Source organism: Kitasatospora sp. NPDC001175 (assembly GCF_053598215.1).
Map to the genome: position 1 here is coordinate 262,075 of NZ_JBSFJU010000001.1, position 26,996 is coordinate 289,070.

Annotated in this window: 22 protein-coding genes and 3 tRNA genes; 3 read left to right on the forward strand and 22 right to left on the reverse strand. The window is 70.3% G+C overall.

The window, feature by feature from the left end; all coding sequences use genetic code 11:
- Nucleotides 1-38: 38 nt before the first annotated feature.
- The 16 genes from ACWDAK_RS01205 to ACWDAK_RS01280 all read right to left on the reverse strand — a co-directional run bounded on the left by ACWDAK_RS01205 (nucleotide 39) and on the right by ACWDAK_RS01280 (nucleotide 20,074).
- Nucleotides 39-719, reverse strand: coding sequence for a response regulator transcription factor (locus tag ACWDAK_RS01205; protein WP_344634833.1), 681 nt, complete (start codon nucleotides 717-719; stop codon nucleotides 39-41).
- 49 nt (nucleotides 720-768) lie between these two features.
- Nucleotides 769-1,986: a sensor histidine kinase gene (locus tag ACWDAK_RS01210; RefSeq protein WP_344634834.1), complete on the reverse strand. Its 1,218-nt coding sequence runs from the start codon at nucleotides 1,984-1,986 to the stop codon at nucleotides 769-771.
- A 97-nt stretch (nucleotides 1,987-2,083) separates the two neighbouring features.
- The gene (locus ACWDAK_RS01215; protein ID WP_344634835.1) at nucleotides 2,084-2,758 is read right to left on the reverse strand and encodes a DUF4097 family beta strand repeat-containing protein; all 675 of its coding nucleotides are present in this window, start codon (nucleotides 2,756-2,758) and stop codon (nucleotides 2,084-2,086) included.
- Nucleotides 2,759-2,994: 236 nt separating this feature from the next.
- On the reverse strand, nucleotides 2,995-3,756 hold the full coding sequence (locus ACWDAK_RS01220) for an SIR2 family NAD-dependent protein deacylase (RefSeq protein ID WP_344634836.1): 762 nt from the start codon (nucleotides 3,754-3,756) through the stop codon (nucleotides 2,995-2,997).
- A gap of 98 nt (nucleotides 3,757-3,854) precedes the next feature.
- Nucleotides 3,855-5,300, reverse strand: coding sequence for a WGR domain-containing protein (locus ACWDAK_RS01225; RefSeq protein WP_344634837.1), 1,446 nt, complete (start codon nucleotides 5,298-5,300; stop codon nucleotides 3,855-3,857).
- A gap of 148 nt (nucleotides 5,301-5,448) precedes the next feature.
- Nucleotides 5,449-9,354: a DNA-directed RNA polymerase subunit beta' gene (locus ACWDAK_RS01230; RefSeq protein WP_344634838.1), complete on the reverse strand. Its 3,906-nt coding sequence runs from the start codon at nucleotides 9,352-9,354 to the stop codon at nucleotides 5,449-5,451.
- A gap of 114 nt (nucleotides 9,355-9,468) precedes the next feature.
- Complete coding sequence (gene rpoB, locus ACWDAK_RS01235) at nucleotides 9,469-12,945, reverse strand: DNA-directed RNA polymerase subunit beta (protein ID WP_344634839.1); 3,477 nt, start codon at nucleotides 12,943-12,945, stop codon at nucleotides 9,469-9,471.
- A 736-nt stretch (nucleotides 12,946-13,681) separates the two neighbouring features.
- Nucleotides 13,682-14,065 (reverse strand): 50S ribosomal protein L7/L12, encoded by a 384-nt coding sequence (rplL, locus tag ACWDAK_RS01240; RefSeq protein WP_344634840.1) that lies wholly within the window; start codon nucleotides 14,063-14,065, stop codon nucleotides 13,682-13,684.
- Nucleotides 14,066-14,177: 112 nt separating this feature from the next.
- Nucleotides 14,178-14,741, reverse strand: coding sequence for a 50S ribosomal protein L10 (rplJ, locus tag ACWDAK_RS01245; protein WP_344634841.1), 564 nt, complete (start codon nucleotides 14,739-14,741; stop codon nucleotides 14,178-14,180).
- Nucleotides 14,742-15,098: 357 nt separating this feature from the next.
- Nucleotides 15,099-15,917: a hypothetical protein gene (locus tag ACWDAK_RS01250; RefSeq protein ID WP_427392814.1), complete on the reverse strand. Its 819-nt coding sequence runs from the start codon at nucleotides 15,915-15,917 to the stop codon at nucleotides 15,099-15,101.
- A 31-nt stretch (nucleotides 15,918-15,948) separates the two neighbouring features.
- The gene (locus ACWDAK_RS01255) at nucleotides 15,949-16,854 is read right to left on the reverse strand and encodes a hypothetical protein (protein ID WP_427392813.1); all 906 of its coding nucleotides are present in this window, start codon (nucleotides 16,852-16,854) and stop codon (nucleotides 15,949-15,951) included.
- 168 nt (nucleotides 16,855-17,022) lie between these two features.
- The gene (gene rplA, locus ACWDAK_RS01260) at nucleotides 17,023-17,745 is read right to left on the reverse strand and encodes a 50S ribosomal protein L1 (RefSeq protein ID WP_344634844.1); all 723 of its coding nucleotides are present in this window, start codon (nucleotides 17,743-17,745) and stop codon (nucleotides 17,023-17,025) included.
- 112 nt (nucleotides 17,746-17,857) lie between these two features.
- Nucleotides 17,858-18,292: a 50S ribosomal protein L11 gene (rplK, locus tag ACWDAK_RS01265; RefSeq protein WP_207809812.1), complete on the reverse strand. Its 435-nt coding sequence runs from the start codon at nucleotides 18,290-18,292 to the stop codon at nucleotides 17,858-17,860.
- A 159-nt stretch (nucleotides 18,293-18,451) separates the two neighbouring features.
- The gene (gene nusG / locus ACWDAK_RS01270) at nucleotides 18,452-19,303 is read right to left on the reverse strand and encodes a transcription termination/antitermination protein NusG (RefSeq protein ID WP_344634845.1); all 852 of its coding nucleotides are present in this window, start codon (nucleotides 19,301-19,303) and stop codon (nucleotides 18,452-18,454) included.
- Between the two features lie 207 nt (nucleotides 19,304-19,510).
- Nucleotides 19,511-19,852, reverse strand: coding sequence for a preprotein translocase subunit SecE (secE, locus tag ACWDAK_RS01275; protein ID WP_344634846.1), 342 nt, complete (start codon nucleotides 19,850-19,852; stop codon nucleotides 19,511-19,513).
- Between the two features lie 149 nt (nucleotides 19,853-20,001).
- Nucleotides 20,002-20,074 (reverse strand) — tRNA-Trp (locus ACWDAK_RS01280).
- Nucleotides 20,075-20,334: 260 nt separating this feature from the next.
- Between ACWDAK_RS01280 and ACWDAK_RS01285 the strand changes: the two genes are divergently transcribed.
- The gene (locus tag ACWDAK_RS01285) at nucleotides 20,335-21,573 is read left to right on the forward strand and encodes a pyridoxal phosphate-dependent aminotransferase (RefSeq protein ID WP_344634847.1); all 1,239 of its coding nucleotides are present in this window, start codon (nucleotides 20,335-20,337) and stop codon (nucleotides 21,571-21,573) included.
- A 91-nt stretch (nucleotides 21,574-21,664) separates the two neighbouring features.
- On the forward strand, nucleotides 21,665-22,684 hold the full coding sequence (locus tag ACWDAK_RS01290; RefSeq protein ID WP_344634848.1) for an adenosine deaminase: 1,020 nt from the start codon (nucleotides 21,665-21,667) through the stop codon (nucleotides 22,682-22,684).
- A 34-nt stretch (nucleotides 22,685-22,718) separates the two neighbouring features.
- Here ACWDAK_RS01290 and ACWDAK_RS01295 read toward each other — a convergent pair whose 3' ends face one another.
- From ACWDAK_RS01295 to ACWDAK_RS01320, 6 genes are all read right to left on the reverse strand, one after another.
- Nucleotides 22,719-23,759, reverse strand: coding sequence for a UDP-N-acetylmuramate dehydrogenase (locus ACWDAK_RS01295; RefSeq protein WP_344634849.1), 1,041 nt, complete (start codon nucleotides 23,757-23,759; stop codon nucleotides 22,719-22,721).
- 199 nt (nucleotides 23,760-23,958) lie between these two features.
- Nucleotides 23,959-24,381, reverse strand: a complete 423-nt coding sequence (locus ACWDAK_RS01300; RefSeq protein ID WP_344634850.1) for a MaoC family dehydratase — start codon at nucleotides 24,379-24,381, stop codon at nucleotides 23,959-23,961.
- Between the two features lie 5 nt (nucleotides 24,382-24,386).
- Nucleotides 24,387-24,845, reverse strand: coding sequence for a MaoC family dehydratase N-terminal domain-containing protein (locus ACWDAK_RS01305; protein ID WP_344634851.1), 459 nt, complete (start codon nucleotides 24,843-24,845; stop codon nucleotides 24,387-24,389).
- Between the two features lie 149 nt (nucleotides 24,846-24,994).
- Nucleotides 24,995-25,159: a 50S ribosomal protein L33 gene (gene rpmG / locus ACWDAK_RS01310; RefSeq protein WP_006604855.1), complete on the reverse strand. Its 165-nt coding sequence runs from the start codon at nucleotides 25,157-25,159 to the stop codon at nucleotides 24,995-24,997.
- Between the two features lie 82 nt (nucleotides 25,160-25,241).
- Nucleotides 25,242-25,314: transfer RNA gene (locus ACWDAK_RS01315), tRNA-Met, on the reverse strand.
- Between the two features lie 43 nt (nucleotides 25,315-25,357).
- A tRNA-Thr gene (locus tag ACWDAK_RS01320) sits at nucleotides 25,358-25,430 on the reverse strand.
- A gap of 255 nt (nucleotides 25,431-25,685) precedes the next feature.
- Here ACWDAK_RS01320 and ACWDAK_RS01325 point away from each other — a divergent pair.
- Nucleotides 25,686-26,981: an amidohydrolase family protein gene (locus ACWDAK_RS01325; RefSeq protein ID WP_344634852.1), complete on the forward strand. Its 1,296-nt coding sequence runs from the start codon at nucleotides 25,686-25,688 to the stop codon at nucleotides 26,979-26,981.
- Nucleotides 26,982-26,996 lie beyond the last annotated feature (15 nt).

Genomic DNA, 26,996 nt, shown 5'->3' on the forward strand with positions numbered 1-26,996 from the left:
CCTCGCCCGGGCCGTCCCCTCGGCACGCCGGACAGGCCCTACGCCTCCCCCGCCACCACCGCCCCCGCCTCGTAGGCGAAGACCACCGCGTGCACCCGGTCGCGGAGCCGGAGCTTGCTCAGCACATTGCTGACGTGCGTCTTCACCGTGTGCTCGCTGACCACCAGTTCGGCCGCGATCTCGGCGTTGGACAGGCCCCGGGCGAGCAGCCGCAGCGTCTCCTGCTCGCGGACGGTCAGCTGGTCGAGCAGCTTGGAGGGCTCGCGCACCGAGGCCGCCGGCCCGGCCGGCCTGCGGGCGGTGAACTCGCCGATCAGCCGGCGCGTCACGGATGGCGCCAGCAGCGCCTCGCCGGAGGCCACCATCCGCACGCCGTGCGCGAGGTCGTCCCGGCGGACGTCCTTGAGCAGGAAGCCGCTGGCCCCCGCGTAGAGGGCGTCGTAGACGTAGTCGTCGATGTCGAAGGTGGTCAGCATGATCACCTTGGTTCCGGGGAACTCGGCGCAGACCCGGCGGGCGGCCTCCAGGCCGTCCATGACGGGCATCCGGACGTCCAGCAGCAGCACGTCGGGGCGGTGCTCCCGGACCGCCTCGACGGCCTGGGCGCCGTCCGCGGCCTCGGCGACCACCTCGATGTCCGGCTGGGCGTCCAGGATCATGCCGAACCCCGCCCGCACCAGCTCCTGGTCGTCGGCGACCACCACTCGTATCGCATCCATGCTCACAACTCCCCTCTCCCGGCCGGGCCGTACGGTACCCGGCCGGCCCTCACCGTACGGCCCCGCCCAGCGGCAGTTCCGCGCTGACCAGGAACCCCCGGCCCGCCGGCCCCGGGCCGGCCGTCGCGCTGCCGCCGCAGGCCGCGGCGCGCTCGCGGATACCGAGCAGCCCGCGCCCGCCCGACCAGCCGTCCGCCGACCCGCCCCGGCCGGTCCGCTCTCCGGCGGCCGCGCCGTTCCCGTTGTCGGACACCTCGATCTCCAGGGTCCGGGCGACCTGGGCGACCCGGATCACCGCGCGGTCCGCCCCGGAGTGCTTGACCACGTTGGTCAGCGCCTCCTGGACGATCCGGTACGCCGCCGCCTCGACGTCGGCCGGCACCGGACGTTCCGGCGCGGCCAGCTCCAGCTCCACCTGGATGCCCGACTGCCGCACCCGCTCGACCACGGCCGGCAGTTCGGCCAGCCTGGGCTGCGGGGCGAGTTCGGGGCCCGCGCCCTCCTCCTTGAGCACCCCGAGCACCCGGCGCAGCTGCACCATCGCGTCGCGCCCGGAGTCGGCGATGGTGTCGAAGGTCCGGATCGCCCGCTCCGGGTCCCGGTGCACCATCAGCGGGCCCGCCTCTGCCTGGATGACCATCAGCGAGACCGCGTGAGCCAGGATGTCGTGCATCTCGCGGGCGATCCTGGCGCGCTCCTCGGCCACCGCGCGGGCGGCCTCGCTCGCGGTCTGCAGGCCCAGCTGATGGGCGCGTTCGGCCTCCGACCTGGCCAGCGCGCGCCAGTCGCGGACCAGCGCGCCGAAGACGAAGCTACCGATCGACATGATCAGGCTGAACAGCATGCCGTTCGGCGAGTGGGTGCCGATGATGTTGGCGGCCACGGTGACCACCAGCAGCGGCCAGCGCTGCCAGTCCCGGCCCCGGTCGGCCAGGCTGTACATCGCGAGCACGGCGGAGATCGAGACCTGCGGCGTCGCCGAGTGCGCGACGTAGGACAGCACCAGCGCCGGCAGCCCGGTGAGCAGGTAGACACTGCCCGGATGGCTGCGCCGCCAGGGCAGGGCGAGGCTGTTGGAGACCGCCAGCAGATAGACCCACCAGGGCCAACCCTTGTTGTCGTAGACCACCGCCCAGGCCGAGACCAGGGCCGAGAACACCGTCAGTGCGATGTCCAGCGCGATCGGGTCGATCCGGCCGAAGCGGCCGCCGTGCCATCGCTGCCCGAGCGCGATGATCCGCGCCTGCGCCCGCGTGATCCGCTCCACGTCCGTTCCTCCCCCGAAGCTCTCCGGGGGATGATCTTGCCTTAACCGCAGGAGCAACGCGCCGCCCGGGAGCCGCCCCCGGCCCCCACCGGGGTGTTCACGCATTGCCGATCCGGACATCGCCGGTGTTGGTGGTGGCGACGATGCTGTGGGCGGCGCCCGGCTGCTGGGCGATCCGCTGGTCGACCGTGCCGGTGTCGCTCGTGGCGGTGACGGCGTACGGGTCCCCGGTGGGCACCTTCACGGTCACGTTGCCGGTGCTGGTGGTGGCCTTGAGCGTGTGCGGCTGGGTGGTGAAGACGGTCGAGACGTCGCCGGTGCTGGTGCTCAGGCTGGCCCGGTCGCTGCTCATCCGCTTGGCGTCGATGCCGCCCGTACCGGTCTGTGCCTCGACCTCGCCGCTCAGACCGGAGAGGTGCACGTTGCCGGTGCCGTCCTTCACCCGCACCCGGGTGCCGGCCGGGACCTCCACCTCGTACCCGATGCCGCAGTCGCCGTCCGGGCACTTGTAGCTCAGGGTGAGCGTGCCGGCGGAGGTGCTGTGCTCGGCGGCGGGCGCGGTGGAGCGGTAGGTCTGGTGCTCCGTCACCCGGACCCCGGTGCCGCCGCCGACCACCCGGATGTCCCCGGTACCACCCTCGATCACCAGGGAGTTCACGGTCTCCGGAACCTCGTAGCCCACGGTCCTGGTCTGGTCGTCCTGGAAGCAGCCGGACATCCCGCCCACGATCGCGACGGTGATGGCGGTGTAGGCCAGCACTCGAAAGGACACCCGGTTCATCGCAGTTCTCCCCGCTCGGCCGTTCGAACCGGCCTCCCCGATCCGACAGGTAGAAGACTGCCCGAGCACCCCCGCCCTCCGGATCGCCCGGCCGAGCGGTCTGTCCGACTCCCCCGCCAGGGGGATCACCCCCCTCGCCCGGGCGAGCCCGGACCCACGCCTGCGCGGAATCCCCCGCGTGCTCCCCCGTACGAGGGAGCACCTCCCCCTGGCGAGCGGGCCCGGCCTCACCCCTCCCCGGAATCCCCCGCGAACTCCCCCGCGATGATCCGCCGAACCAGCGCCGGCAGTGCGAGTGAGATGGGCTCCCGGATCACCTCGTGCGCCACCGGGTCGTACGGCGTGGGCTCACCGTTGACGATCACCAGCCGGGCCCCGGCCTCCAGCGCCAGCTGCGGCAGGGCGGCCACCGGATGCACCTGCAACAGCGTCCCGACCGCCACGAACAGATCGCACGCCTTGGCGATCGCCTCCGCCTGGTCCAGCACCACCGGGTCCAGCGCCTCGCCGAACATCACGGTGCACGGCTTGAGCACGCCCCCGCACTCCTCGCACACCGGATCCGGCTCCCCCGCCGCCACCCGCTCCAGCGCCCGCGCCATCGGACCGCGCACCCGGCACCTGACGCACTGCACCCGCTGCGCCGTCCCGTGCAGTTCCAGCACCTTCCGCTCGGGCAGTCCCGAACGCTGGTGCAGCCCGTCCACGTTCTGCGTCAACACCCGCACCGGCAGCCCGCTGCGCTCCAGCGCCACCAGCGCCAGGTGCCCGGCGTTCGGCTCAGCCCCGAGGGCCCCGACGTCCCGCCGCATCAACCAGGACCGGCGCCGCACCTCGGGATCGGCCAGGTACGGCCCGATCGTCACCAACTCCTGTGCCTTAGGGTCGCGTTGCCACAGCCCCTTGGGCCCCCGGTAGTCCGGAATCCCCGAGTCGGTCGAGATCCCCGCCCCCGTCAACACCGCGATCAGCGGCCGCTTCGCTCCCATGCCCGGACGGTACGGGCCGCCGCCCGTCCCACGCCACCGAAAATCCGAGCCGTCACGGGGCCGGGCGAAGCCCCCGGGAGCTCGGCTCCCGGGCCGCCTCACAGCAGGCGCTTGATCTCGCCCCTGGCCCGGTAGAACCCGCCCGACGCCGACTCCAGCACCTCGGCCACCAGGTACCGTGCCCCCGGCACCCGGATGTCCTTGGGGAACTGCACCCGCCGGGACGGGTCGAAGCCCGCCGAGAGCACCCGGACCCTCATCCGGCCGCCCTCCTGCACGCACTCGACCTCGACACCCGCGCCGGCCGCCACCGTGCTCACCGTCTCCAGCGCCGCGCCGGCCCGGACCGGCTCCCAGCCCGTCGCCTTGATGTCGGCCGTCTTGGGCAGCTCCCCGCCCTCGGCGGCACGCACGGCGCTCTCACTCGCGTCGATGCAGGCCAACGAGCCGTCCGTGGTCACGATGTAGAGCCGCCCGGCCCGGTACTGCATGCTGTACGCCGAGCCGCATCCGGTGCCCAGCTTCCACAGCCGGGTGCCGTCCGCCGCGAAGCAGTACACCGAGGAGTGGTTGTCGCCGGCGAAGACGTACCGCCCGTCGGGCGAGGTGGCGCAGGAGAACACCGCCGCGTCGCAGCGGTACCGGGCGGCCTCCGCCCCGTCCGCCTTGGCGAGCCGGTGGACCCAGCCCTTCCCGGTGCCGGCGAAGACCTCGTCCCGCTCCTGCCAGCCGAAGAGGACCGCGCCCTCCGTCCGCACGTGCCATACCCGCTCGCCGCCGCGGGCCGCGTAGCGCGACACGCCGGCCGTGTGGCCGTGGAAGACGCCGTCCTGGTCGCAGCGCACCATCCAGCCGGAACTGCCGGGGGCGGAGCGCCGCCACTGGAACTCGTCCTCGTGGTCCACGGTGGTGATCCCGCCCTGGGCGTCGGAGACACCGAGCACCCCGTCGTGGATGTCCATCCAGTAGATGTCGACGTCGGCGGCGATCTCGTACGCCACCCTGGGCACCTTCCCGCCCAGGTCGTAGACCCGGCCGTCGTCACAGCCCGCGTAGATCCAGTAGTCGTCGGCGACGATGCACTTCACCCCGTCCGGCAGACCGTAGCGGCCGGTCACCTCGCCGTCGTGGGTGAGGGTGTAGACGTCGCCGGCCTGGTTGCCCACCCAGGCGTGCTCCTCGCCGACGAAGATCCCGAACGCGGCGGCACCCGACCTGAACCGCCACAGCACCGGCGCCTGACGAGCCGTCGACCGGCTGCTGACGATCTCCCGCCGGGTCACCGCCCGGTGCTGCCGCACCCCGCGCACCGCCGGCGCGTACCCCTTGCGGACCTTCTCCCCCACCTTCTTGGCAGCGGCCGCCGCGGCCTTCTCCGCCGACGGGTACGTGGTCGCCTTCGCCTGCCCGCCGTCCCCGATCCGGCCGTACGTGACCGTCACCTCGGCCCCGACCAGCCGTACCTCGTAGAACTTGTGCGCACCGCTCCCCTCCTCGGAGAGCTCCAGGTAGGTGACCTGCTCGTCAACGGCGGCAGTGGACATGGAACGGCCCTTCGGACGGTCGAAAACCTGTTGGCACCAAGCTAGTTGCCGCCACTGACAACCGATCAGGCCCGCCACCGGACCAGAAACGCCGCAGGGCGGCCACCCCGTGAGGGGTGACCGCCCTGCGGCGTTGCGGAAACGACCGTCAGCCGGTGTACGGGCCGTAGTCGTAGTCGTCCAGCGGAACCGCCTGGCCGGAGCCGGCGCCGAAGGGCGACATGTCGTAGTCGTCGTAGCCGACGGCCGAGTACATGGCGGCCTTGGCCTCCTCGGTCGGCTCGACCCGGATGTTGCGGTAGCGGGGCAGACCCGTACCGGCCGGGATGAGCTTACCGAGGATGACGTTCTCCTTGAGGCCCAGCAGCGGGTCCGACTTGGCGTGGATCGCCGCGTCGGTGAGGACCCGGGTCGTCTCCTGGAAGGAGGCGGCCGACAGCCAGGACTCGGTGGCCAGCGAGGCCTTGGTGATACCCATCAGCTGCGGACGACCGGAGGCGGGGTGGCCGCCCTCGGAGACCACGCGGCGGTTCTCCTGCTCGAAGCGGCCGCGCTCGACGAGCTCGCCCGGAAGCAGCTCGGCGTCGCCCGACTCGATGATCGTCACGCGGCGGAGCATCTGCCGGATGATGATCTCGATGTGCTTGTCGTGGATCGACACACCCTGCGAGTTGTAGACCTTCTGGACCTCGGCGACCAGGTGGACCTGGACGGCGCGCTGGCCCATGATGCGCAGGACGTCGTGCGGGTTGGTCGCACCGACGGTCAGCTTCTGGCCGACCTCGACCGCCTCGCCCTCGCTCACCAGGAGCTTGACACGCTTGGAGACCGGGTAGGCGATCTCGTCGGTGCCGTCGTCCGGGGTGATGACGATCTTGCGGGTCTTCTCGGTGTCCTCGATGCGGACCCGGCCCTGCGCCTCCGAGATCGGGGCCACACCCTTGGGGGTACGGGCCTCGAAGAGCTCGACGACACGCGGCAGACCCTGGGTGATGTCGTCACCCGCCACACCACCGGTGTGGAAGGTACGCATGGTCAGCTGGGTACCGGGCTCACCGATGGACTGGGCGGCGATGATGCCGACCGCCTCACCGATGTCGACCAGCTTGCCGGTGGCCAGCGAGCGGCCGTAGCAGTGGGCACAGGTACCCACGGCCGACTCACAGGTCAGGATCGAGCGGACCTTGACCTCGGCGATGCCGTGGCGGATCAGCTCGTCGATCAGGACGTCACCGAGGTCGGTGTTGGCGGTGGCGACGAGCTTGCCGTCCACCGTGATGTCCTCGGCCAGCATGCGGGCGTAGACGCTGGTCTCGACGTCGTCGGCCTTGCGCAGCACGCCGTCCGCGCCGACCGAACCGATCGACAGCTTCAGGCCGCGCTCGGTACCGCAGTCCTCCTCGCGAATGATGACGTCCTGGGAGACGTCGACCAGACGACGGGTGAGGTAACCGGAGTCGGCGGTACGCAGGGCGGTGTCCGCGAGACCCTTACGGGCACCGTGGGTGGAGATGAAGTACTCCAGCACGGACAGACCCTCACGGAACGACGCCTTGATCGGCCGCGGGATGGTCTCGTTCTTCGCGTTCGACACCAGACCACGCATACCGGCGATCTGGCGCATCTGCATCATGTTTCCTCGAGCACCCGAGTCCACCATCATGAAGATGGGGTTGGTCTTCGGGAAGTTCGCGGCCATGGCCTCGGCGACCTCGTTGGTCGCCCGGGTCCAGATGCCGATGAGCTCGCTCTTGCGCTCGTCGTTGGTGATCAGACCGCGCTCGTACTGACGCTGGACCTTCTCCGCCTGCGCCTCGTAGCCCTCCAGGATCTGGGGCTTGCTCGGCGGGACGATGACGTCCGAGATCGAGACGGTGACACCGGAACGGGTCGACCAGTAGAAGCCGGCCGCCTTCAGGTTGTCGAGCGTCGCGGCGACGACGACCTTCGGGTAGCGCTCGGCCAGGTCGTTGACGATGGCCGACAGCTGCTTCTTGCCGACCTCGTAGTCGACGAACGGGTAGTCCTCGGGCAGCAGCTCGTTGAAGAGCGCGCGGCCCAGGGTCGTGGTGAGCCGGAAGGACTCGCCCTCGGTCCAGCTCGCCGGCTGACCGTCGGTCCACTCGGGGTCGACCGGCGCCGTCCAGCCGCGCGGCGGCACGGTGCCGACCGGCAGACGCAGGTCGATCGAGGCCTGGACGTCCAGCTCGCGGGCGTCGAAGGCCATGATCGCCTCGGCGGTGGACGAGAAGGAGCGGCCGGCGCCCTTCACGTTCTCGCGGTCCGAGGTGAGGAAGAACAGACCCAGCACCATGTCCTGGGTCGGCATGGTGACGGGGCGACCGTCGGCCGGCTTCAGGATGTTGTTCGAGGACAGCATCAGGATGCGGGCCTCGGCCTGCGCCTCCGCGGAGAGCGGCAGGTGGACGGCCATCTGGTCACCGTCGAAGTCCGCGTTGAACGCGGTGCAGACGAGCGGGTGGATCTGGATGGCCTTGCCCTCGACCAGCTGCGGCTCGAAGGCCTGGATGCCGAGGCGGTGCAGGGTGGGCGCACGGTTCAGCAGAACCGGGTGCTCGGCGATGACCTCTTCGAGGACGTCCCACACGACCGGACGGGCACGCTCGACCATGCGCTTGGCCGACTTGATGTTCTGCGCGTGGTTCAGGTCGACCAGGCGCTTCATCACGAACGGCTTGAAGAGCTCCAGCGCCATGGCCTTGGGCAGACCGCACTGGTGCAGCTTGAGCTGCGGGCCGACGACGATGACCGAACGGGCCGAGTAGTCGACTCGCTTGCCGAGCAGGTTCTGGCGGAAGCGACCCTGCTTGCCCTTCAGCATGTCGGAGAGCGACTTCAGCGGACGGTTGCCGGGGCCCGTGACCGGGCGGCCGCGGCGGCCGTTGTCGAAGAGCGCGTCGACGGCCTCCTGGAGCATGCGCTTCTCGTTGTTCACGATGATCTCGGGCGCGCCGAGGTCGAGAAGCCGCTTCAGGCGGTTGTTGCGGTTGATCACACGGCGGTACAGGTCGTTCAGGTCGGAGGTCGCGAAGCGGCCACCGTCCAGCTGCACCATCGGACGCAGGTCCGGCGGGATCACCGGGACGCAGTCCAGCACCATGCCGTTGGGCTTGTTGCTGGTCTGCAGGAAGGCGGAGACGACCTTGAGGCGCTTGAGCGCACGGGTCTTCTTCTGGCCCTTGCCGGTACGGATGATCTCGCGGAGGCGCTCGGCCTCCTCCGACAGGTCGAAGGTCTCCAGGCGGTCCTTGAGGGCCGCCGCACCCATCGAGCCGGAGAAGTAGGTGCCGAAGCGGTCGCGCAGCTCGCGGTAGAGCAGCTCGTCGCCCTCGAGGTCCTGGACCTTGAGGTTCTTGAAGCGGGCCCAGACCTCGTCGAGGCGGTCGATCTCGCGCTGCGCACGGTCGCGCAGCTGCTTCATCTCGCGCTCGGCGCCCTCGCGCACCTTGCGGCGGACGTCGGCCTTGGCGCCCTCGGCCTCCAGCTCCGCCAGGTCGGTCTCGGCCTTCTTGGCGCGGGCCTCCAGGTCGGCGTCGCGGCGGTTCTCGATCTGCTGGCGCTCGACGGAGACGTGCGCCTCCAGCGACGGCAGGTCGCGCTGACGGCGCTCGTCGTCAACCCAGGTGATCATGTAGGCGGCGAAGTAGATGACCTTCTCGAGGTCCTTCGGCGCCAGGTCCAGCAGGTAGCCCAGACGGGACGGGACACCCTTGAAGTACCAGATGTGGGTGACCGGGGCGGCCAGCTCGATGTGGCCCATCCGCTCACGGCGCACCTTGGCGCGGGTAACCTCGACGCCACAGCGCTCGCAGATGATGCCCTTGAAGCGGACGCGCTTGTACTTACCGCAGTAGCACTCCCAGTCCCGGGTGGGGCCGAAGATCTTCTCGCAGAAGAGGCCGTCCTTTTCGGGCTTCAGGGTGCGGTAGTTGATGGTCTCCGGCTTCTTGACCTCGCCGTGCGACCACTGGCGGATGTCGTCGGCCGTGGCCAGGCCAATGCGGAGCTCGTCGAAGAAGTTGACGTCAAGCACTGGTCGTCAAGCCCTCTTTCGTAAGTCGAGGTTGATCTGTGGTCTGAGGGGGCCTGGGGGCGGGCCGGCCCGGGCAGCTTCTAGATGTCGCTGGCCGGGCCGGCCCAACCTCCGTCAGACCTCTTCGACGCTGCTCGGCTCGCGCCGGGACAGGTCGATGCCGAGCTCCTCGGCAGCGCGGAACACGTCTTCGTCGGAGTCCCGCATCTCGATGGACTGGCCGTCCGAGGACAGCACCTCCACGTTGAGGCAGAGCGACTGCATTTCCTTGATGAGCACCTTGAAGGACTCGGGAATGCCGGGCTCGGGGATGTTCTCGCCCTTGACGATGGCCTCGTAGACCTTGACTCGGCCGAGGACGTCGTCGGACTTGATGGTGAGCAGCTCCTGCAGCGCGTACGCGGCACCGTACGCTTCCAGGGCCCACACCTCCATCTCACCGAAGCGCTGACCACCGAACTGCGCCTTACCACCCAGCGGCTGCTGGGTGATCATCGAGTACGGACCGGTCGAGCGGGCGTGCAGCTTGTCGTCGACCAGGTGGTGCAGCTTGAGGATGTACATGTAGCCGACCGAGATCGGCATCGGGAACGGCTCGCCGGAGCGGCCGTCGAACAGCCGGGCCTTACCGGTGGAGTTCACCAGGCGCTCACCGTCACGGGTGAGGGTGGTGTTGTCCAGCAGGCCGGTGATCTCGTCCTCGCGGGCGCCGTCGAAGACCGGGGTGGCGAGGTTGGTGCCACCCACGACCGTGTCGGCGCCGATCGCCTGCAGGCGCTTGGCCCACTCGTCGGCGAGGCCGGAGACGTCCCAGCCCTGCTTGGCGAGCCACCCGAGGTGGATCTCCAGGACCTGTCCCGGGTTCATTCGGGACGGGACACCCAGCGGGTTGAGGATGATGTCGACCGGGGTGCCGTCCTCGAGGAACGGCATGTCCTCGACCGGGAGGATCTTGGAGATGACACCCTTGTTGCCGTGGCGGCCGGCGAGCTTGTCACCGTTGGTGATCTTGCGCTTCTGCGCCACGTAGACGCGGACCAGCTGGTTCACGCCCGGGGGCAGCTCGTCGCCCTCTTCGCGGTCGAAGACGCGGACGCCGATGACCTTGCCGGACTCACCGTGCGGCACCTTCAGCGAGGTGTCGCGGACCTCACGGGCCTTCTCACCGAAGATCGCGCGGAGCAGGCGCTCCTCGGGGGTCAGCTCGGTCTCACCCTTCGGGGTGACCTTGCCGACCAGGATGTCGCCGGTGACGACATCCGCACCGATCCGGATGATGCCGCGCTCGTCGAGGTCGGCGAGGACCTCCTCGGAGACGTTCGGGATGTCCCGGGTGATCTCCTCGGGGCCCAGCTTGGTGTCACGGGCGTCGACCTCGTGCTCCTCGATGTGGATCGAGGAGAGGACGTCGTCCTGCACGAGGCGCTGCGACAGGATGATCGCGTCCTCGTAGTTGTGGCCCTCCCACGACATGAACGCCACGAGGAGGTTCTTGCCGAGCGCCATCTCGCCCTCGTCCGTGCAGGGGCCGTCGGCCAGAACCTGGCCGGCCTCCACGCGGGAGCCCTCGTCCACGAGCACCTTCTGGTTGAAGGAGGTGCCCTGGTTGGAGCGGGTGAACTTGGCGGCGCGGTACGTGGTGTAGGTGCCGTCGTCGTTGGCCACCGTGACGTAGTCGGCGGAGACCTCCTGGACCACACCGGCCTTCTCGGCGGTGATCACGTCGGCGGCGTCGACCGCGCAGCGGTACTCCATGCCGGTACCGACCAGCGGAGCCTCGCTCTTCAGCAGCGGCACCGCCTGGCGCATCATGTTCGAGCCCATGAGCGCGCGGTTGGCGTCGTCGTGCTCGAGGAACGGGATCATGGCGGTCGCGACCGACACCATCTGGCGCGGCGAGACGTCCATGTAGTCGATCTCGGAGCCCGGGATGTAGTCGATCTCACCGCCACGGCGGCGGACCAGGACGCGCGGCTCGGCGAAGTGCAGGTCGTTCGTCAGCGGGGCGTTGGCCTGCGCGATGACGAAGCGGTCCTCCTCGTCGGCCGTCAGGTAGTCGACCTGCTCGGTGACGACACCGTCGACGACCTTGCGGTACGGGGTCTCGATGAAGCCGAAGGCGTTCACCCGGCCGTACGAGGCCAGCGAGCCGATCAGACCGATGTTCGGGCCTTCAGGGGTCTCGATGGGGCACATGCGGCCGTAGTGCGAGGGGTGCACGTCACGGACCTCGAAGCCGGCGCGCTCACGGGAGAGACCACCGGGACCGAGGGCGGACAGACGGCGCTTGTGGGTCAGGCCCGACAGCGGGTTCGTCTGGTCCATGAACTGCGACAGCTGGCTGGTGCCGAAGAACTCCTTGATGGAGGCGACGACCGGCCGGATGTTGATCAGGGTCTGCGGCGTGATCGCCTCGACGTCCTGGGTGGTCATGCGCTCGCGCACGACGCGCTCCATACGGGCGAGACCCGTACGGACCTGGTTCTGGATCAGCTCGCCGACGTTGCGCAGGCGACGGTTGCCGAAGTGGTCGATGTCGTCGACCTCGACCACGATGTCGCGGCCCTCGTCGTCACGCCAGTCGACCTCGCCGGCGTGCAGCTTGACCAGGTACTTGATGGTGTTGATGATGTCCGGCTCGGTGAGCACGCCCGAGTCCAGCGACTCGGCGTTGCCCAGCTTCCGGTTGACCTTGTAGCGGCCGACCTTGGCGAGGTCGTAGCGCTTCGGGTTGAAGTACAGGTTCTCCAGCAGCGTCTGCGCGGCCTCACGCGTCGGCGGCTCGCCCGGGCGCAGCTTGCGGTAGATGTCGAGGAGTGCGTCGTCCTGGCCCTGGGTGTGGTCCTTCTCCAGGGTGGCGCGCATCGACTCGTACTCGCCGAACTCCTCGAGGATCATCTCGTTGGTCCAGCCGAGCGCCTTGAGCAGGACGGTGACCGACTGCTTGCGCTTGCGGTCGATGCGGACACCGACCATGTCGCGCTTGTCGATCTCCATCTCCAGCCAGGCACCGCGGGAGGGGATGATCTTGGCGGAGTAGATGTCCTTGTCGGACACCTTGTCCAGCGTCGAGTCGAAGTACACGCCGGGGGAACGGACCAGCTGCGACACGACGACGCGCTCGGTGCCGTTGATCACGAACGTGCCCTTGTGGGTCATGAGCGGGAAGTCGCCCATGAAGACCGTCTGAGACTTGATCTCACCGGTCTCGTTGTTGGTGAACTCGGCGGTGACGAAGAGCGGAGCCGCGAAGGTGAAGTCGCGGTCCTTGCACTCGTCAATGGAGTTCTTCGGCGGCTCGAAACGGTGGTCGCGGAAGGTCAGCGACATCGACCCGCTGAAGTCCTCGATCGGGGAGATCTCCTCGAAGATCTCCTCCAGTCCGGACTTGGTGGGGACGTCCTGACCACTCTCCAGCGCCGCCTCGACCCGGGCCTTCCAGGCCGCGTTGCCGAGCAGCCAGTCAAAGCTCTCGGTCTGCAGGGCCAGGAGGTTCGGGACCTCAAGGGGCTCCTTGATCTTCGCGAACGAGACGCGGAGCGGGGCGGTGGATGCGGCGGAATTGTTCGAGGCGTTGCGCGAGGCGGCCAAGAGGGGGGTCCTTCCGAGGGCTCGGAGCTCACTACGCGCGTACCAGCCGGGCCTGGAAAGGCTTGGAACCACCTCCGGCGCCGAGGGTCCCAGCCGGGAATAAATCCCAGGTCAGAGCCGCTTTGCGGAGGCGGTGCCAGACCCCTTCAGGGGAACGCAGACTCCGGGCGACGAGTCACGGAGCAGCTAACAGGCAGCGCAAAGGGACAGTGTAGCCAAAAGGCACACTGCTGACAAGCCCTGATTCGGAGACCGAATCGGACGCTCCCTCCGGTAGCCGTCCACCGGCCCGACCCCGCCCCGGGAGCCGTGCCGCAGGGCGGCGCCTGCCTCGCACAACCTTGGCCCGGACTACGCCGGGCCACCGCACCTCACATGCAGTCACTTCCCGTCGGGGCCACTGAATATGCATTCAGGGCGCTCCGACTTGGAGCGTGCTCTCCATGCTGGGCGCGCGCCTTGAGAATCGCGCGCCCGGTGCCGTTCGTCAAGGCCCGCGCCGGAGCGTGGACCTCGCACCACCCATCGTTCGACACCGCCGGGACGTTACAGAACCCGTGGTGGCGGCCGTCTGCGATGACAGCGATCACCATACCGGTCCACACCGACAGTAGCCGAGTGCGTGCCGTTCCGGGGCTGCCAGCGCCCGCCTGGAGGCCGGAACGAAACAGGCCGGGCCGACCACCCACAAGGGTGATCGGCCCGGCCCGTGAGCCCCCTCAGAGGGGGCGCGGGGTCACTTGACGACGACCTTGGCGCCGGCACCCTCGAGGGCAGCCTTGGCCTTCTCGGCAACGTCCTTGGCAACCTTCTCCAGGACAACCGCGTTGGCGGTGTCAACGAGGTCCTTGGCCTCCTTCAGGCCGAGGGAGGTCAGGGTGCGCACCTCCTTGATGACCTGGATCTTCTTGTCGCCAGCGCCCTCGAGGATGACGTCGAACTCGTCCTTCTCCTCGACGGCCTCGACCGGGGCGCCCGGGACACCGGCGGCGGCAACGGCGACCGGAGCAGCAGCGGTGACGTCGAACTTGTCCTCGAAGGCCTTCACGAACTCGGAGAGCTCGATGAGGGTCATCTCCTCGAACTGCGCGAGCAGCTCGTCCTGGGTCAGCTTCGCCATGATGGCGTCCTTCCACTAAATCGGCAGGTGGTGCCGGATGTACGGGGTTGGCGGGCGCGGGCCCGCTGCGAGGGCGTAGACCGCCCCACGCCCCAGCGGGGCGTGGTGCGCCTTACTCGGCGGCGGCGTCCTCGGCGGCGGGAGCCGGCGTACCGGCACCGCCCTGCTCGACCTTGTCGCGCAGCGCGTCCACGGTGCGGACGAGCTTCGACGGCAGGGCCTGGAAGACCGCGGCAGCCTGGGACGGCTTGGCCTTCAGGGCACCCGCCAGCTTGGCGAGCAGCACCTCGCGGGACTCGAGGTCCGCGAGCTTCTTGATCTCATCGGCGGACAGCGCCTTGCCATCAAGGACACCGCCCTTGATGATCAGAGCGGGGTTCTCCTTGGCGAAGTCACGCAGAGCCTTCGCCGACTCCACCGGGTCACCGGTGATGAAGGCGACAGCCGTCGGACCAGCGAACTGGTCGTCGAGCTCGGTGATCCCGGCCTCGTTGGCAGCGATCTTGGTCAGCGTGTTCTTCACCACGGCGTACTGGGCGTTCTCACCCAGCGAGCGACGCAGAGTCTTCATCTGCTTCACCGTGAGACCGCGGTACTCGGTCAGCACGGCCGCGTTGGACGCACGGAACTTGTCCGTGATCACCGCGACATCAGCCGCCTTGTCAGGCCTTGCCATGGGCTTACGCCTCCTTCCGTGATGTCGAAGTCGGGCCGACCGTGAAGTCGACCATTCAACGCCGCGAACCGGCTGGCCGGGAAGGAAGCCCTGCAGAAACAGTGAGAGCCCCAGTGCGCAGTCGCACGGGGCTCAGTACAGACCTCGACGACCGCACGGCAACGCATGCGGACGGAAGTCCAAGCTCCAGACACTCCTGCGCGGGCCGTCCGCGAAAACGCGGATCCTTCGGTTGCGCCGCTCCCTCGCGGAAACAGTGCAACAACCAGCGGTCTTTGGCAGGGACTACCGTACTCGACCGCCCGAAAACCACCAAATCGATGGTGGTGCCGCCGCGCCTCGGGCGCTGCCGTCCGACTACGGCGCCAGCGGCGGCAGGCTCTTCGTCCCGGCGTCCGCGGTGTCGCCGTCCGCCGGGGCCTGCACCGAGAGCGCGCCGCCGAACTCGCTGTACCGGACGGTGTCGTCGACCGGGCCGGCGGGACCGGTCCCGGTGCGGTGCACCTCGGCCAGCTGGTCCTTGTCGTTCAGCAGCAGGTCGAGCACCAAAGGGCCGGGCCCGAGCGCCGCCCTGAGCGCCGCCCGCCGGTCGGCGCTCAGCTGGGTCTGGGCGGCGGTGTACGCGTCCGCGGTCAGGCTCACCCGGTAGTGCTGGAACGTTCCGTCGGCGGTCTGCTGCTCGCCCACCAGGGCCGGGTCCGGGGCCGCCACCGCCGCGGTGAGCGCCACCATCGGGTTGAGCCGGTCCACCATGGCGGAGTACGGGACCTCGCGCCGGCTGGCCGGGCCGGGGGCGGTGGCGAACTTCTCCCAGTGCCGGCCGCCCAGCCGGGCCGCGGTGGCCGGGTCGCCGCCCAGGTAGGCGGTGGTGTCCAGCACTATCACCCGCTCCGGGGCGCCGAGCCGGTCGAGCACCAGGACGGTCTTCGGCGCCCAGAACAGCATTCCGGTCGCGCTCTGCGTCCCCAGCCGGTAGCTGAACTTCGCCCGGCGGGCGGTGTCCATCTGAAGTTTCGCGGAGAGCAGTACCCCGTGCGGCGAGCGGTCGGTGGGCGTGGCGGACGGGCTGGCGGCCGTGGCGGGCGGCGAGGACTTCCCGTCCCCGCCGCCGCTGCCGCACCCGGCCAGCAGGCAGGCGGCCAGCACCGCGATCGCCGCCCGCCGCGCCACGCTCATCCCCGTACTCCTCCGCTTCCCGGTGATCCGGTCAGTTCTTCAGCATGTCCGCGAAGTCCATGACCTCGCTGTCGGCGGGTGCCTTGGCCTGCGGGGCGCTGCCGATCTCGGTGTACTTGAAGGTCTGCGGGCCGTCGAGGCCGATGCCCGTGTTGGTGGTGGTCTGCTGGAGCAGCTCGCCCTTGCCGTTGATCCAGAAGTCGACCGTGGAGTTGTCGCCGTCCTTCTTCAACTGGTCGGTCACCAGCTGCCGCTGGCCGTCCGGGATCGGCAGCAGCTTGGCCAGCTGCTCGATCGGGGCCTCGCTGCGGTAGTGGACGGTGTCCACCCCGTCCACCTTCTCCTCGCCGACCCGGCTCAGCTTGCCCGCGTCGGCGTTGGCGGACAGCTGGGCGGCGGGCTGGAGCGCCACCAGCACCGCCGCGATCGAACCGTAGTCCTCGGCACCGCCGGCCTTGCCGCCGCCGGCCGACCCGGGGGCCAGCTTCAGCCACTTCTTGCCGTCCATCAGCGCGGCCGTCTCGGCGTCCAGGCTGGTGTAGAGCCCGCTGCCGACCGCGAGCATCCGCCTCTCCCCGCCCTTGTCCTTCAGCGACAGCTCCAGGGCGGGGGCGTCCCGGTTCCACGAGTACGAGCCGGAGCCGCCGTCCCCGGTGGCCCGGGTCAGCCTGGCGCCGCGGGCCTTCTCCATGACCGCGGCCGAGGCCAGCAGGGCCGCCTTCGGATCCGCCTTCGCATCGGGCTTCGGCGCCCCCGCCGCGCTGCCGCCGCCCGAGGCGGCCCCGCCGCCGCCCGGGGCGGCGGAGGAGGGCGTGGCTCCGGCGGACGCGGCGGCGTCCTTGGCGGTGTCGCCGCTGCCGCCACTGCTGCAGGCGGTCAGCCCGCCGAGCAGGAGCGCGGTCGCGGCAACGGCTGAGGCAAGGCGCGGGGTGCGCACAGGAGTCCCCCCTCATATGTCGTGCTCATCAGATTTTCTCGGACTCTAATCGATCGCCCCGAGGCCTGGACAAGGGGTACGACGACGGGCCCGCACCCCCGAGGGGGTACGGGCCCGTCGTACGGACTTCAGTCGCGCCCAGGACGCGGTCGCAGTGCGAGCTCAGGCTCAGACGGCGGCCGGGTCCTCCTCGACCATGAGGTTGCGGGTGCGGTTCGGGTCCACCTGGACACCGGGGCCCATGGTGGTCGAGAACGCGATCTTCTTGATGTAGCGGCCCTTGGCGGCGGCCGGCTTGGCCCGCAGGACCTCCTCGAGGGCGGCGGCGTAGTTCTCGACCAGCTGCTCGTCGGTGAAGGAGGCCTTACCGATGATCAGGTGCAGGTTCGAGTGCTTGTCGACGCGGAACTCGATCTTGCCGCCCTTGATCTCGTTCACGGCCTTGGCCACGTCCGGGGTCACGGTGCCGGTCTTCGGGTTCGGCATCAGGCCACGGGGGCCGAGGACGCGACCGAGGCGGCCGACCTTGCCCATGAGGTCCGGGGTGGCGACGACGGCGTCGAAGTCCAGACGGCCCTTGGCGACCTCGTCGATCAGCTCGTCCGAGCCGACGATGTCGGCGCCCGCAGCACGCGCGGCCTCGGCACGCTCGCCGGTCGCGAAGACCAGGACCCGAGCGGTCTTACCGGTGCCGTGCGGGAGGATGACGGTGCTGCGGACCATCTGGTCGGCCTTGCGCGGGTCGACACCCAGGCGCATGGCGACCTCGACGGTGCCGTCGAACTTGGTGGTGGAGGTCTCCCGGGCGAGGCGGACGGCCTCGAGCGGGGCGTAGATCCGGCTGCGGTCGACCTTGGCGTCCGCGGCCTTGAGAGCCTTGCTGCGCTTCACTGCTTCTCCTGAAGGTTGGGCCCCTCCTGCCGATAGGCGGGCCAGGAGGGTGGAGGAGTCGTGGTGTCAACGGGCCGCGCTGGCCCTACCACGGGGGGAACGACTAGGACTTTCAGCCCTCGACGGTGATGCCCATCGACCGGGCGGTGCCGGCGATGATCTTCTCCGCCGCGTCCAGGTCGTTGGCGTTCAGGTCGGGCATCTTGGTGGTGGCGATCTCGCGGACCTGGGCGCTGGTGAGCTTGGCGACCTTGGTCTTGTGCGGCTCGCTGGAGCCCTTGTCGATGCCCGCGGCCTTCAGGATGAGGCGGGCGGCCGGCGGCGTCTTCGTGATGAAGGTGAAGGAGCGGTCCTCGTAGACCGTGATCTCCACCGGCACGATCATGCCGCGCTGCGACTCGGTCGCGGCGTTGTAGGCCTTGCAGAACTCCATGATGTTGACGCCGTGCTGACCCAGCGCCGGGCCGACCGGCGGGGCCGGGTTGGCCGCACCAGCGTTGATCTGGAGCTTGATAAGCCCCGTGACCTTCTTCTTCTTGGGAGGCATGTCTCTCCGGGTCCTTCCGAGAGGTGGTTGCTGGTGTGTACGGGCCGGGGCGACACCCGGCCGGGAGTACACACATCGGACCAGGCTAACGCGGATGCGCCGCCTGGCCAAAACGGGTCCGGGGCAGAGCCGAAGCCCCGCCCCGGACCCGAAGACCTGTTAGTTCTTCTGGATCTGGTCGAAGGACAGCTCGACCGGGGTCTCCCGGCCGAAGATCTCGACCAGGCCCTTGACCTTCTTCGAGTCGGGGTTGATCTCGTTGATGGTCGCCTGCAGGGTCGCGAACGGGCCGTCGGTGACGGTGACCGAGTCACCGACCTCGAAGTCCAGCACCTGGACCTCGACCGGGCGGACCGGCGAGGCCTTGCCGGCCTCCTTGGCCGCCTTGCGCTCCACGTCGGGGGCGAGCATCTTGACGACCTCGTCCAGGGTCAGCGGGTACGGGTCGTACGCGTTGCCGACGAAGCCGGTGACACCCGGGGTGTTGCGGACGACGCCCCAGGACTCGGGGGTCAGGTCCATGCGCACCAGGACGTAGCCGGGGAGCTTGTTCTGGCGGATGGTCTTGCGGTCGCCGTTCTTGATCTGGACGACCTCCTCCTGCGGCACCTCGGCCTGGAAGATGTACTCCTCGACGTTCAGCGAGACCGCGCGCTGCTCCAGGTTCTGCTTGACCCGGTTCTCGTAGCCCGCGTAGGTGTGGATGACGTACCACTCGCCCGGCATGAACCGCAGCTCCTCGCGGAACTTGGCGACCGGGTCGACCTCGGCGGTCTCGACCTCGACCTCGGCTACGGCCTCGGCGAACGCCTCGTCCGCCGCAGCCTCGTCCGCGGACACCTCGTGCATCGCGGCGCTCTCGGCCGGCACGCCCGCCTCGGACTCGTCCGCAGCCTCGACCTCGTCCGCATCGGCGTCCGCCGCGTCGAGGATCTGCTCGGCAGCCTCGTCAGCCTCGGCGGCGGCGGCCGCGTCCAGCTCGGCGGCGTCGTACAGGGGGGACTCAGACACGGTGGCTGCTTCTTTCCTGGGATGTGGAGATGGAACGGCTCCGGAGCCACCCGGCGCCCTCGCGGGCCCGTGTGGATGAAGTCTCGGATACCTCAACAGTACCGAGTCAACGGTAGCGGGCTCCTGCGGTCGGCGCCGACAGCTCGACCCGGGCACCCAGCGCGATGGCGGGTGACCCGGGTCGGAGGTGGTTCGGGGAGGTGCGGATCAGCCGAAGATCCAGAAGGAGAGCTTTCCGAAGCCGGTGTCGAGGCCGTACACCAGGCCCATGATCACGACCACGAAGGTCACCACGACGCTGGTGTACTGGATCAGGTCGTTCCGGCTCGGCCAGACGACCTTGCGCAGCTCGGCGATGATCTGCCGGTAGAACAGCCCCATCCGGGCGAACACGCCCTTCTTGGCCCGCTTGCCGGACTTCTCGCCACCGGCCGCCTTGTTGGCCCGCTTGCGCTCACGCCGCGAGAGCGCCTTGTCCTCGGCGGCCGCGGTCTCGTTCGCGGGGTTGCCGCTCTCAGGCGTTGCGGTGGAGCCCGTGGTCTCGGTCACTCGTCCTCACCTGAATTCGGATCCTGCCGAACCTCGCTTGCGTGCCTGTGCAACACGGGCGATCCGGCGAAAGCAGTGCTGATCGGGGCCCTCTCCGCATCAAGCCCGCTCGCTCTGCGGAGCGAACGGGCTTACGTCGGATCAAGCAGCAGGGCAAGAGGGACTCGAACCCCCAACCGCCGGTTTTGGAGACCGGTGCTCTACCAATTGAGCTATTGCCCTACGGTGCCTCGCGGCTCCGGAGATGTCCCCAACCTACCGCATCCGGACCGCTGCGTGCTGTACGCCTCGGCGGATCCGCAGTTCGGGAGCCATCGAGCGATGAGTGTACGGGTTCTTCGGCGATTGGTCGAACCCCTTCCCCGCCACCCCCTCCGAAGCCCCGTCAGACGGCTCCCCCGCGGCGCACACATCGTGGACGGAGCGGTACGCATGCTGGAACCGCCGTGCCCGGCCCCCGCCGACTCTGCCACGATGCTGGTATGAGCGCTTCCACCCCCGCCACCATTCGTCCCGCAGACCGCCGCGTCTCCGCCCGCATCGGCGCCATCGCCGAGTCCGCGACCCTCGCGGTGGACGCCAAGGCCAAGGCCCTCAAGGCGGCCGGCCGCCCCGTGATCGGCTTCGGCGCGGGCGAGCCCGACTTCCCGACCCCCGACTACATCGTCGAGGCCGCCGTCGCCGCCTGCCAGGACCCGAAGAACCACCGCTACACCCCGGCCGGCGGCCTGCCCGAGCTGAAGGCCGCGATCGCCGCCAAGACGCTGCGCGACTCCGGCTACCAGGTGGAGGCCTCGCAGGTCCTGGTCACCAACGGCGGCAAGCAGGCGATCTACAACGCCTTCGCCGCCATCCTGGACCCGGGCGACGAGGTGATCGTCCCGGCGCCGTACTGGACCACCTACCCGGAGTCGATCCGGCTCGCCGGCGGTGTCCCGGTCGAGGTCGTCGCGGACGAGACCACCGGCTACAAGGTCTCGGTGGAGCAGCTGGAGGCCGCCCGCACCGAGAACACCAAGGTGGTGCTGTTCGTCTCGCCGTCCAACCCGACCGGCGCGGTCTACACCGAGGCCGAGGCCCGGGCGATCGGCGAGTGGGCGCTGGAGCACGGCCTGTGGGTGCTCACCGACGAGATCTACGAGCACCTGGTCTACGGCGGCGCGAAGTTCACCTCGCTGCCCGCGCTGCTGCCCGCCCTGCGCGACAAGTGCATCGTGGTCAACGGCGTGGCCAAGACCTACGCCATGACCGGCTGGCGGGTGGGCTGGCTGATCGGCCCCCAGGACGTGGTCAACGCCGCCGCCAACCTGCAGTCGCACGCCACCTCCAACGTCTCCAACGTGGCCCAGCGCGCCGCCCTGGCCGCCGTCTCCGGCGACCTGGACGCCGTCGCCGAGATGCGCACCGCCTTCGACCGCCGCCGCCAGACCATCGTCCGGATGCTCAACGAGATCGACGGTGTGTTCTGCCCCGAGCCGCAGGGCGCCTTCTACGCCTACCCGTCCGTCAAGGGCCTGCTGGGCAAGGAGATCCGCGGCAAGCGCCCGCAGACCTCCGCCGAGCTGGCCGCGCTGATCCTCGACGAGGCCGAGGTCGCGGTCGTCCCCGGCGAGGCCTTCGGGACCCCGGGCTACCTGCGGCTGTCCTACGCACTCGGCGACGCCGACCTGGTCGAGGGCGTCAGCCGGATGCAGAAGCTGCTGGGTGAGGCCCGCGACTGACGGTCCCTCGCGCGTGGCGCCCCCTTCACCCCTTCGAAGGACCTGAAGGGGGCGCTTCCCGTTCCCGCCCTCGATGCGGCAGGATTCGTGAATGGATCCCCTGCGCGACGTACGGGCGCTTCCCAAGGCCCACCTGCACCTGCACTTCACCGGCTCGATGCGGCCCGCGACCCTGCTGGAACTGGCCGCCAAACACCGCGTCCGCCTGCCCGAAGCGCTGAGCTCGGGCCGGCCGCCGAAGCTGCGGGCCACCGACGAGCGCGGCTGGTTCCGCTTCCAGCGGCTGTACGACACCGCCCGCTCGGTGCTGCGCGAGGAGGAGGACATCCGGCGGCTGGTCCTGGAGACCGCGGAGGACGAGCGCCGGGACGGCTCCCGCTGGCTGGAGATCCAGGTCGACCCGACCTCGTACGCCCCGCGCCTCGGCGGCCTGATCCCGGCCCTGGAACTGATCCTGGACGCCGTCAAGGACGCCTCCGAGCGGACCGGGGTGGGAATCCGGGTGCTGGTCGCCGCGAACCGGATGAAGTCGCCGATGGACGCCCGTACCCTCGCCCGGCTGGCCGTCCGATACGCCGACCGGGGCGTGGTCGGCTTCGGCCTCTCCAACGACGAACGGCGCGGTCTGGCAAGGGACTTCGACCGGGCCTTCGCGATCGCCCGCAAGGCCGGGCTGCTGGCCGCCCCGCACGGCGGCGAGCTCGCCGGACCCGAGTCCGTCCGGGACTGCCTGGACGACCTGGGCGCCGGCCGGATCGGCCACGGCGTCCGGTCGGCCGAGGACCCCCGGCTGGTGCAGCGCCTGGCCGACCGCCAGATCACCTGCGAGGTCTGCCCCGCCTCCAACGTCGCGCTCGGCGTCTACGAGCACGCCGAGCAGGTCCCGCTGCGACGGCTCTTCGACGCCGGCGTCCCGCTCGCCCTCGGCGCCGACGACCCCCTGCTGTTCGGCTCCCGCCTGGCCGACCAGTACGAACTGGCCCGCACCGCCCATGGTTTCACCGACCAGGAGCTCGCCGAGCTGGCCCGCCAGTCCGTCCGCGGCTCGCGCGCTCCCGATGACGTCCAGAAGGTGCTGCTTGCCGACATCGACGCCTGGCTGACCCAGTAGCGGCCGGCGGCCGTGCCGGCCGCCGGAGCACCCGCTACAGGCTCACACCCACCATCACCGGCTCGTTGACCAGCTCCACGCCGAAGGCGTCCCGCACGCCGTCCCGGATCGCCCGCGCCAGCGCCAGCAGGTCCTCGGTGGTCGCGCCGCCCCGGTTGGTCAGCGCCAGGGTGTGCTTGGTGGACAGGGTGGCCGGCCCGCTGCCCCAACCCTTGCCGAAGCCGGCCTGGTCGATCAGCCAGGCGGCGGAGGTCTTGGTGCAGCCGTCCGGCGCGGGGTAGGCGGGGGCGGTGCGCCCGTCGAGCCGGGCCCGGAACGCGGCGAGCTGATCGGCCGTCAGGATCGGGTTGGTGAAGAAGGAGCCGGCCGACCAGGTGTCGTGGTCCGCCGGGTCCAGCACCATGCCCTTGCCCGCCCGCAGCCGCAGCACCGCCTCGTACGCCGTCCGCAGGTCGACCCGCTGCTCGGCCTCGACCCCCAGGGTCTTCGCCACCTCGGCGTACTTCACCGGCGAGGACTGCCCGGCGGCGTCCTCCAGGGCGAACCGCACCCGGAGCACCACGTAGCGGTCGGGCTGCTCCTTGAAACGGCTGTGCCGGTAGGAGAAGGCGCACTCGGCGCCGCTCAGCGTGACCGTCTCACCGGCCGCGCGGTCGTACGCGACGACCTCGGTGATGCTGCTGGCCACCTCCTGGCCGTACGCGCCGACGTTCTGCACCGGGGTGGCCCCGGCCGAGCCGGGGATGCCGGCCAGGAACTCGATGCCCGCCAGCCCCTTGTCGACGGTACGGGCCACGGCGTCCGCCCAGACCTCGCCGGCGGCGAGCTCCAGGGTGGCGCCGTCCAGCTCGAAGCCGCCGGTGGCGATCCGCAGCACGGTGCCGTCGAACCCGGCGTCCCCGATCACCAGGTTGGAGCCGCCGCCGATGACCAGCAGCGGCTCACCGGCTTCGTCGGCCTCCCGGACGGTGGCGATGACCTCGGCGTCGGTGGTGGCGGTGACCAGACGGCGGGCCGGGCCGCCGAGCCGGAGGGTGGTCAGCGGGGCGAGCGGGGCGTCGTGTTCTACAAGCACGCGCTCCAGACTACGGGGTGCCCCCGGGCTGCTCGCCCGGCCTCCGCCCGTCCGGACGCGGAGCCCGGACGGTGGCACAGCCGCCCGCCGCGGCGGGTGCGGCACCGCTCGGCCGCGGCTCGGTGGCGGTGGGCACGCCGGACGGCACCGGGGCCCGGGGAGGCGGTGCAGCGTCCCCGGGCCCCGGCCTGCGCCCCGGTCAGCCGAGCTGGACCACGGCCCGGGACATCCCGAGCACCTTCTGGCCGCCGCTGGTCGCCACCAGGTCGACCCGCACCCGCCGGTCGTCCAGCAGGGCCGCGACCTTGCCGGTGACCTCGATCACCGCGCCGACGCCGTCGTTGGGCACCGGCACCGGCCGGGTGAACCGCACGCCGTACTCGACCACCGCGCCCGGGTCGCCGACCCAGTCGGTGATCACCCGGGCGGCCTCGGCCATGGTGAACATGCCGTGCGCGATGACGTCGGGCAGGCCGACCTCCAGCGCGAACTTCTCGTTCCAGTGGATCGGGTTGAAGTCGCCCGAGGCGCCCGCGTAGCGGACCAGGGTGGCCCGGGTGACCGGGAAGGACCGGGCCGGCAGCTCGGTGCCGACCGCGACCTCGTCGAAGCTGATCGCCATGGCTGCTACTCCCCCGCCTCGTCCGCGGCCCGCGCCACCAGCGTCATGAACGCGGTGACCACGTGCTCGCCACTGTCGTCGTGCACCTCGCCGCGGACCGACAGGACGTCGTTGCCCGCCAGCGACTTGATCGAGTCGATGGTCACGGTGACCGCCAGCCGGTCACCGGCCCGCACCGGGCGGGTGTAGGCGAACTTCTGGTCGCCGTGGACCACCCGGGAGAAGTCCAGACCCAGCTCCGGATCGTTGACCACCTGCGCCGCGGCCTGGTACGTGATCACGAACGGGAAGGTCGGCGGGGCGATCACGTCCGGGTAGCCGAGCGCCTTGGCCGCCTCGGGGTCGGTGTAAGCCGGGTTGGCGTCGCCGATCGCGACGGCGAACTCGCGGATCTTCTCCCGGCCGACCTCGTACGGCGGGGTGGGCGGGTACGTCCGCCCGATGAACGAGGGGTCGAGCGCCATGGGCAACTCCTCCGACTACTGATCAGAACTTTTCACGACCTGTGGGGGCCGTGCGGGAGCAACGCAAAAAGCTCCAGGCCGCGCCCCTTGCGGGATGCGGCCTGGAGCCAAGAGCCTTTGTCACACAGGCCCGACGACGCCCTGCTGGGTCAGCGGGTCTCGCGGTGCGCGGTGTGCGAGTTGCAACGGGGGCAGTGCTTCTTCATCTCAAGACGGTCCGGGTCGTTGCGCCGGTTCTTCTTGGTGATGTAGTTCCGCTCCTTGCACTCCACGCAGGCCAGCGTGATCTTCGGGCGGACGTCGGTGGCAGCCACGGGAGTGCCTTCCTTGGACAACGAATAAGAACACAACAAGAGTAGCCGATCGGGAGTTCGATCTCCCGATCGACTACGCGGGTAGCGGTGACCGGACTTGAACCGGTGACACAGCGATTATGAGCCGCTTGCTCTACCAACTGAGCTACACCGCTTAGATGATCAGATCTCACACCGAGGCGTGAGTCCTCTCACCAGAGCCCCCAAACGGAATCGAACCGTTGACCTTCTCCTTACCATGGAGACGCTCTACCGACTGAGCTATAGGGGCGAACGAGGAAGACATTACACGGTTCCGGGCCAGAGGTGAAATCCGCATCCGACACGGAAGATCCCAGGTCGACGCTCCGGACGGACGCTTCGATCCCAGACTCGCATTCGAGCGCCGCCTGGGAACCCACGGCCCGACCCGATACGACTTTTGCCCGCCTCCGAGCGCCCCGGCGCCACTCCCCATAGGCTCGACCCCCAGTGATCTTGCGGCTCGCGGGGCGCCCTGGGCCGCCGGACAGCGAGGAGCCGGCCGATGAGCGCTGACAGCACACCCGCCGACGGCCCCGGGGCCGGGCGGGCCGGTCAGCCGCCCTCCTCCCCCCGCCCCGGGCCCGAGGGACCGCTCAGCCACGGCCCGGTCCTGCTGCTCACCGGCGCCAAGCTGGCCGACGGCCGGGTCGTGGACGTGCGGATCAGCGGCGACCGGATCCAGGCCGTCGGCACCAGCGGCAGCCTCGGCCCGCTCCCCGCCCTCCCGGGCGCCCCGACCGCCACCACCGGCGCCCGGATCGACCTGGGTGGCTATGTGCTCCTGCCCGCCCCGGCCGAGGCGCACGCCCACCACGACGCCGCCTTCTCCGCCGCGCCGACCGCCCCGCCCCCCGAGGGATCGGCGGCCCTGGTCCGCCGGGTCACCGAGGCCGCCCTCACCTCGCTCGGCTACGGCGCGACCGCGCAGCGCACCCACGTCCGGATCGGCGACGTCCACGGCCTGCGCCGGTTGGAGGCCGTCCTCGCCGCCCGGCAGGCCCTGCGCGGGCTCGCCGAACTCCAGACGGTCGCCATGCCCCGGCTGCTCACCGGCCTCGCCGGGGCCGACGGACGCGCCCAACTGCGCGAGGCCCTCAGGCTCGGCGCCACCGCCGCCGGGGGCTGCCCCGACCTCGACCCCGACCCCGTCGGCTACGTCCAGGTGCTGCTGGAGGCCGCCCGCGAGGCCGACTGCCCGGTCGACCTGCACACCGCCGCCGCCGACACCGCCCAACTCGCCCGGATCACGGGCCTGTTGGCCCCCCTGCGGCCACGGGTCGCGCTCGGTCCGTGCAGCGCGCTGACACCCGGCGCGTCCACCGTGCTGGCCGCCGGCGGCATCCGGCTGGTCTGTCTGCCGCAGAACGGCTGCTGCTCCGGGCTCGAAGGCCCGCCGACCGGACTGCGCCCTTCACTGGTACGGGAGTTGACCGATGCCCGGATCCCGCTCACGGCCGGCAGCGGCGCCCTGCGCGACCTCAGCAATCCGGTCGGCCGGGCCGACCCGCTGGAGTCCGCGTACCTGCTCGCGGCGGGTGGCACGCTCGATGCCCAGGCCGCGTACGAGGCGGTCAGCAACCAGGCCAGGATCACCCTCGGGCTGCCTCCGGTACGGGTGGACGCGGGCTTCCCCGCCGAGCTGCTCGCGGTGCGCGGCGACAGCGTCGCCGGGGCGCTGGCCGGTGGGCACAGCCGTCTCGTGGTGCACTGCGGACGGATCGTCAGCCGCACCAGCGCGGTCCGCGAGTTCGCGGACACCGTGGCCCTCGCGCTGCCCCGCCAGTGCGGCCCCGGCTGACCGCCGGCACCGGGA

Bases quoted from the DNA above. Each gene is read 5' to 3' on its own strand.
- ACWDAK_RS01300 (WP_344634850.1), bottom strand. From the start codon at position 24,381: ATGGCGATCAGCTTCGACGAGGTCGCGGTCGGCACCGAGCTGCCGGCC.
- ACWDAK_RS01225 (WP_344634837.1), bottom strand. From the start codon at position 5,300: ATGTCCACTGCCGCCGTTGACGAGCAGGTCACCTACCTGGAGCTCTCC.
- rplJ (WP_344634841.1), bottom strand. From the start codon at position 14,741: ATGGCAAGGCCTGACAAGGCGGCTGATGTCGCGGTGATCACGGACAAG.
- ACWDAK_RS01205 (WP_344634833.1), bottom strand. From the start codon at position 719: ATGGATGCGATACGAGTGGTGGTCGCCGACGACCAGGAGCTGGTGCGG.
- ACWDAK_RS01285 (WP_344634847.1), top strand. From the start codon at position 20,335: ATGAGCGCTTCCACCCCCGCCACCATTCGTCCCGCAGACCGCCGCGTC.
- rplL (WP_344634840.1), bottom strand. From the start codon at position 14,065: ATGGCGAAGCTGACCCAGGACGAGCTGCTCGCGCAGTTCGAGGAGATG.
- ACWDAK_RS01290 (WP_344634848.1), top strand. From the start codon at position 21,665: ATGGATCCCCTGCGCGACGTACGGGCGCTTCCCAAGGCCCACCTGCAC.
- ACWDAK_RS01325 (WP_344634852.1), top strand. From the start codon at position 25,686: ATGAGCGCTGACAGCACACCCGCCGACGGCCCCGGGGCCGGGCGGGCC.
- ACWDAK_RS01305 (WP_344634851.1), bottom strand. From the start codon at position 24,845: ATGGCGCTCGACCCCTCGTTCATCGGGCGGACGTACCCGCCCACCCCG.
- rplK (WP_207809812.1), bottom strand. From the start codon at position 18,292: ATGCCTCCCAAGAAGAAGAAGGTCACGGGGCTTATCAAGCTCCAGATC.
- ACWDAK_RS01250 (WP_427392814.1), bottom strand. From the start codon at position 15,917: ATGAGCGTGGCGCGGCGGGCGGCGATCGCGGTGCTGGCCGCCTGCCTG.
- ACWDAK_RS01220 (WP_344634836.1), bottom strand. From the start codon at position 3,756: ATGGGAGCGAAGCGGCCGCTGATCGCGGTGTTGACGGGGGCGGGGATC.